Source organism: Siminovitchia thermophila (assembly GCF_016909185.1).
GTDB lineage: Bacteria > Bacillota > Bacilli > Bacillales > Bacillaceae_C > Siminovitchia > Siminovitchia thermophila.
This window is the reverse complement of sequence record NZ_JAFBFH010000064.1, coordinates 1-5,441: the sequence shown is the minus strand read 5'-3', so window position 1 is coordinate 5,441 and position 5,441 is coordinate 1. Positions and strand designations below refer to the sequence as shown.

General features: G+C 37.8%; 5 protein-coding genes. All 5 read left to right on the top strand.

Annotated features, from left to right (window positions below):
* The first annotated feature begins 131 nt into the window (after positions 1 to 131).
* The 5 genes from JOC94_RS22290 (at position 132) to JOC94_RS22270 (ending at position 5,352) form a co-directional block, all read left to right on the top strand.
* A complete protein-coding gene (locus JOC94_RS22290; RefSeq protein WP_205180394.1) occupies positions 132 to 710 on the top strand; it encodes a sensor histidine kinase in 579 nt (192 codons plus the stop codon).
* A gap of 119 nt (positions 711 to 829) precedes the next feature.
* A complete protein-coding gene (locus tag JOC94_RS22285; protein ID WP_077112443.1) occupies positions 830 to 1,759 on the top strand; it encodes an ATP-binding cassette domain-containing protein in 930 nt (309 codons plus the stop codon).
* Entirely contained in the window at positions 1,737 to 2,483 is a 747-nt protein-coding gene (locus tag JOC94_RS22280; protein ID WP_077112441.1) for an ABC transporter permease, read from the top strand. The genes JOC94_RS22285 and JOC94_RS22280 overlap by 23 nt, the downstream gene beginning before the upstream one ends.
* Positions 2,484 to 2,519: 36 nt before the next feature.
* On the top strand, positions 2,520 to 3,197 hold the full coding sequence (locus JOC94_RS22275; protein WP_077112439.1) for a winged helix-turn-helix domain-containing protein: 678 nt from the start codon (positions 2,520 to 2,522) through the stop codon (positions 3,195 to 3,197).
* Positions 3,178 to 5,352, top strand: a complete 2,175-nt coding sequence (locus JOC94_RS22270; RefSeq protein ID WP_077112437.1) for a lantibiotic dehydratase family protein — start codon at positions 3,178 to 3,180, stop codon at positions 5,350 to 5,352. The genes JOC94_RS22275 and JOC94_RS22270 overlap by 20 nt, the downstream gene beginning before the upstream one ends.
* Positions 5,353 to 5,441 lie beyond the last annotated feature (89 nt).

Below are 5,441 nucleotides of genomic sequence, written 5' to 3'. Positions count from 1 at the left end.
AAATAAAAAACTCCTACAAAGTAGGAGGGGAATCAAACAGTTGGGTCAAGAGATCCTTTGACCCATCTAACTCGGCGAATGCCGAGAGTCTATTAGGATATATGGAGGTTATTTATAAGGAAAGCTATAGAATGAATGAAGAAGAGCGGCTAAAATACCTTGAAGTGGTTTATCAGAAAGCCCAGAAGTTAACGGAAATCACTGAATCTTTTTTTGAGCTGTCACAACTTGAAGCTGACGAGATTGACATTATACTTAGAAGAGAAAATATTGTTGATATCATAAAAGATGTCTTTGTGACCTTTTTTGTTGAGTTTGAAAAAAAAAGTCTGACCCCAATGATTGATTTGCCAGAGGAGCCGTTTTTTGTAAAGTGTGACAGAGGATCTGTTGAAAGAATCTTGTATAACCTGATTCACAATGCGATTAAATATGGGGCTGAGGGAAAAATGATTGGGGTGCAGATACAGCGCATAGATAGCTTCTACTGGGTTGAGATTTGGGATAAAGGCGAAGGGATATCGGAAAAAGATTTGTCCCATGTATTTAATCGGCTGTTTCAATCTAAGAGGTCCCGCAGTAATGCAGGAAATGGACTTGGTTTATCCATTACAAAGAAATTAGTAGAAAAACAAAATGGAGAAATAAAAGTAACAAGTAAACCTTATGAAAAAACCAGCTTTTCCTTCTCTTTAATGGTTGATGATTAAATGTAAGAGAAATGTAAGGGAATGTTTAGGAATACTTAAAGAAAATTCAGTAATATTATAAGTGTTGGTAATATCACCTTATTTGTAAGGCTTCTGCCATAAAAGGGAGGAGGACGAGAATGTATGTATTGAGGACATTTGGCCTAACAAAACTCTATCAGAATAAACAAGTGGTAAAAAATATTGATATGACAATCAAAAAGGGAGAAATATATGGATTGATAGGAAGAAATGGTGCTGGAAAAACAACCACCTTGAAAATGATCTTGCACTTAATCAAGCCCTCAAGGGGAAAGGTTGAACTATTTGGGAAAAACCCGGCTAAACATCAATCCATCTTTGAGAGAATTGGTTCTTTCATCAGCGCTTCCACCTTTTATCATAACCTGACGGCCGAAGAAAACCTGGAAATACACCGGCGGCTAATGGGAATTACATCAAAAAAACGAACGGAAGAAATGCTGAAAAAGTTAAACCTCTTCCAATACAAAGACAAAAAGGTGGAGGACTTTTCAATTGGGATGAAGCAGAGGCTTGGGATCGCCAGGTCGATGCTGCATTATCCGGAATTTCTTATTTTGGATGAGCCGACCAATGGTCTGGATCCTCAAGTCATGAAAGAACTGAGACAGACCTTGATGAAATTGGTTAATAATTATGAGGTGGCTATTTTGTTATCGAGCCATATCTTATCTGAGATTGATCACTTGTCCAGTGTTCTCGGCATTATACATAATGGAAATTTAATTGAAGAACTAAATTATGAAGCCTTGCAGGAAAAGAAAAAAAGATATTTACAGTTATCCGTAAATGATGTAAATAAAGCTTCATTCATTCTTGAAAATGAGATGGAAATTTCAGAATACGTCGTTTGCAATGGTGGAATGATTAAGATTTACAATAGAGTTGATGCTGCAAAATTGAATGCAAGGATGGTTGAGGGCTCCGTGGAAGTATATGAAATGATTAATGCACGAGACTCCCTTGAGAATTACTTTTTATCCATCACGGAGGAGGGAGATCATCTTGATTACTATCCTGCAGACTGAATTATTGAAATTGCGAAGGACGATTGTTCCATGGATGATTTTGGGCGTTATTCTTATACCGATTATCTTTAATTTTATTTATATCGCGGTCTCCGGGTTTTTAGAGGACTCATCCTTTAATTGGAATACGTCTTTAAGCTTTGTAAACTTCTTACTGACTGTTCTCATAGCACCAATTTTCTATGCAGGTATTGCCAGTTATATCTTTTCAAGGGAATACCGTGAAGGTACTGTGGAAGCCCATTTTACCTACCCATATACAAGAACCTCCTTTTTTATAGGGAAAATGTTCATTATTTATCTGTTTATCTTGTTATCTTGCATGCTTATTTTTAGTGTAAACCTTATCATATGTCTTCTCTTCGCTGACGTTCCGCCGCCCCCGCATTTCATAAAGACGGAGATCCTAAATAGCTTGAAAATATCGGTGACTCAGTGTGCAATAGTTTGCATAACTATATTGGCCAGCATTGCCTTTAGGAATAACGTTGCGGGAATTCTTACAGCAGTAATAGGATGTACAACTTCTATCGTAATGCTCTTTGCGGCATTAGGAGACTGGCAGCTGTTAAACCCCTATTTTTTCAGCCTGGTGGTCACGGATCTGACAAATTATAGGCAGAGTAGCATTTATTCAGGCCTAGCGTCAATATCTGTCATTGGTGTCTTGGCTTTGATTAGTGCGCTATATCTATATAAAAATAATGATATTACAAATAATTAAGTTTTTCTGCTAAGGGAGGATTCTGCTATAAATATTTTGATTGTTTCAAAATGTGGAGATATTTTAGAGAAGCATGGATTTATAGGTGAAATAGCTGACTTTCAAATTCTCCATTTGCGAAATTGGAGGGACATATCATTTGTTCTGCTCAAACAATGTTTTGCCATTGTCATTGATGAGAATCTGCTTGAAAAAGATATGATTGGCTTTTTCAAACGGGTCACAATTTATAATGACATTTCAATCATTGTGACAAGTTTCAATAAGAATTATGAAAATTTGCTTGAAACTATCACTTTGCGTATAGTCTATGAAAAAAACAAAACTGCCGATGAAAAGAAAGATCATGCGCTGATTAAGCTGACCAAGGATACCGTGCTTGATACAGAGGACCGAGTGCTAATTAAGGGCGGTAGAGTAATCGTACTTTCTTCCTTGGAATTCCGTATATTAAAAACGCTCATCGACCATTCGGGGAAAATATGCAGCTCCCAAAAACTGATTGATCTAGTTTGGGGGTTTGATGAAACTGTAGGAACGGACAATCTATATGTATACATACATAAACTGCGCGAGAAGATTGAGGTGAACCCCAATAATCCTGAGATTATTAAAACGAGAAGAGGCCAGGGGTATTTTCTGTCTCTGGAAAGACCAGCTGAAGTGGAACTGACAGACCTAAAAGGAGTGAAATATGTTGAAAGTCAAGGATAGAAATAATATTAAAAAGAGTAGCGTTAAAAAAGAAGAGCCTCTGTACTCTTTACTGGATTATTTTATGCTAAGAACTCCTCTCATTCCCTTTCGGGTTTATTCTGAATTGAGCAGTTTAGAAGGGGAACAAGCGGAGGCACACCTTTTCAACATTATGAAAAATGGGGATATAAAAGAAGCCATCTATGTTTCAAGCCCTAGCCTCTACCATTCTCTAATAAAGCTGGAAAAGTTCAGTGACTCACCAAAGAAGAATCAATTGGTCAAGTCAGCCCTTAAATATCTGATTAGAATGTCCACACGTCCAACACCATTTGGTTTATGTTCTGGTGTGGAAGCCGGCAGGATTGGAGAAAAAACAGAATTAGTCATCCCAGAAAACGGACAGTTTAAGAAGAGGGCTCGCCCCGATATGGAGTGGCTTTTAAAGGCAATCAGCATTCTTGAGGAAGTGGATGAAGTGCTTTTCCATCTTAAAGTTCAGCGCAATCATTCACTATATTATAATGGCACGCGTGTGAAGCTCCTATTCCATACAGGTTTTGGACAGTTATTTAAAGATGGGGACAATTACAATAAACAACCCACAATTCGTTTTACTCAAGTAGTCGAAGACGTATTTAAACTAGCTGATAAACCTGTTGTTTTTTCAGAGCTGGTCCATTCTATAAAAGAACTATATCCCCGGGTAGACATTAATACGATTATTGATTTTGTGAAGGAGCTCTTAAAGCAGGAATTTTTAATCAGTGAAATACGCCCCTCACTCATGGATGTAAACCCTTTTGAAAGTTTGATTGAAAAATTAATCAAGAACCAAATTCATTATCCCATTTTAGAGGAATTGAACAATGTACTGACCCTGTTTAATGAATATAACTGCACTTTAGTTGGTAAAGGAGAGAAGACATACACTCTATTAAAAGAAACCATGAAAAAAGTGACAGATGCACAGAGCTTCATTCAAGTCGATTTAGCGATGAACACTCAAACATTAACACTTAGTAAAAATGTAAAGGATACAGTGGAAAAAGCAGCAGAGACTCTCTGGAAGTTATCAGCTCCTCATAGCGGCTTTGAACACATTGACCGCTATCGTGAAGATTTTGTAGAACGGTATGGAACCTATCAGGAAGTTCCACTTCTAACACTGCTGGATGAAGATATGGGCCTGGGCTATCCTGCTACATATGAATTTCCACCTTCCTCCAGGTCGCTAAAAAAAACAAGGGATAAATTTACACCATATCGAACCAAAGTTTTACTCGAACTTATGACAAAAGCGATAAAAAACGGCAGTATGGAAATCAATCTGACTGATCGGGATATCGAAAGGCTATCAGGCAAGGAACAAATTGAACAATTTGAACCAGCCTCCCAGGCACCTATATCCATGGAGTTGTACTTCCAGATATTAGCGAATCACGAAACTGAGATTGATGAAGGTAATTTTGAAATGATTATTGGAGGAAACCCAGGTTCCGCAGCTGCTGGTAAAACGTTTGGAAGATTTATAGATATATTAGATGAATCGATCGGGCATAAAATGGCAGATACAAGCAAAGCAGAAGAATCATTGTACACTGATTCCATCTTTGCAGAGTTAGTCTATCTGCCTCCTGCCGGACGCGCCGCGAATCTAATGGTTTCCAAGAATACTAGAGAATATGAAATTGTCGTTGGAACAAACTCCTCTAAGTCATCTGATAAGCAAATTCCGTTGGAAGATATCGTTGTAGGATGCAATCTGGAATCCTTTTACTTAAAGTCCAAGAGGCTGAATAAAAAGATCATTCCTGTCACATGCCATATGCTGGATTATTCCAATGCCCCAAATGTGTGCAGGTTCCTAAGGGAAGTTGCCTTAGAAGGTGTCAGGCACTGGATGCCGTTTGATTGGGGAGAGCTTGAACACTCATCTGCCCTGCCAAGTATTAGGTACGGAAATATCCTTCTGTCACTTGCGGAGTGGAAAGTGGATCCGCTCACATTGGATTTAGATCAAAAAATCAGTACGGAAGATTTTACTGCATATTTTATGAATTGGAGGAAGGAGCAGGGAATTCCCAGGTATGTATATCTGACCCGTTCCGATAATCGTATTCTTTTAGATTTAGAAAACAACCTTCACTTAGAAATACTCGAATATGTATAAATGTCAACGATGATATGTACACTTTTGACTGTTTTAATATGTACAATTTTGATAAAAGACAATGGCTACAGGAACCCTAACTATATACA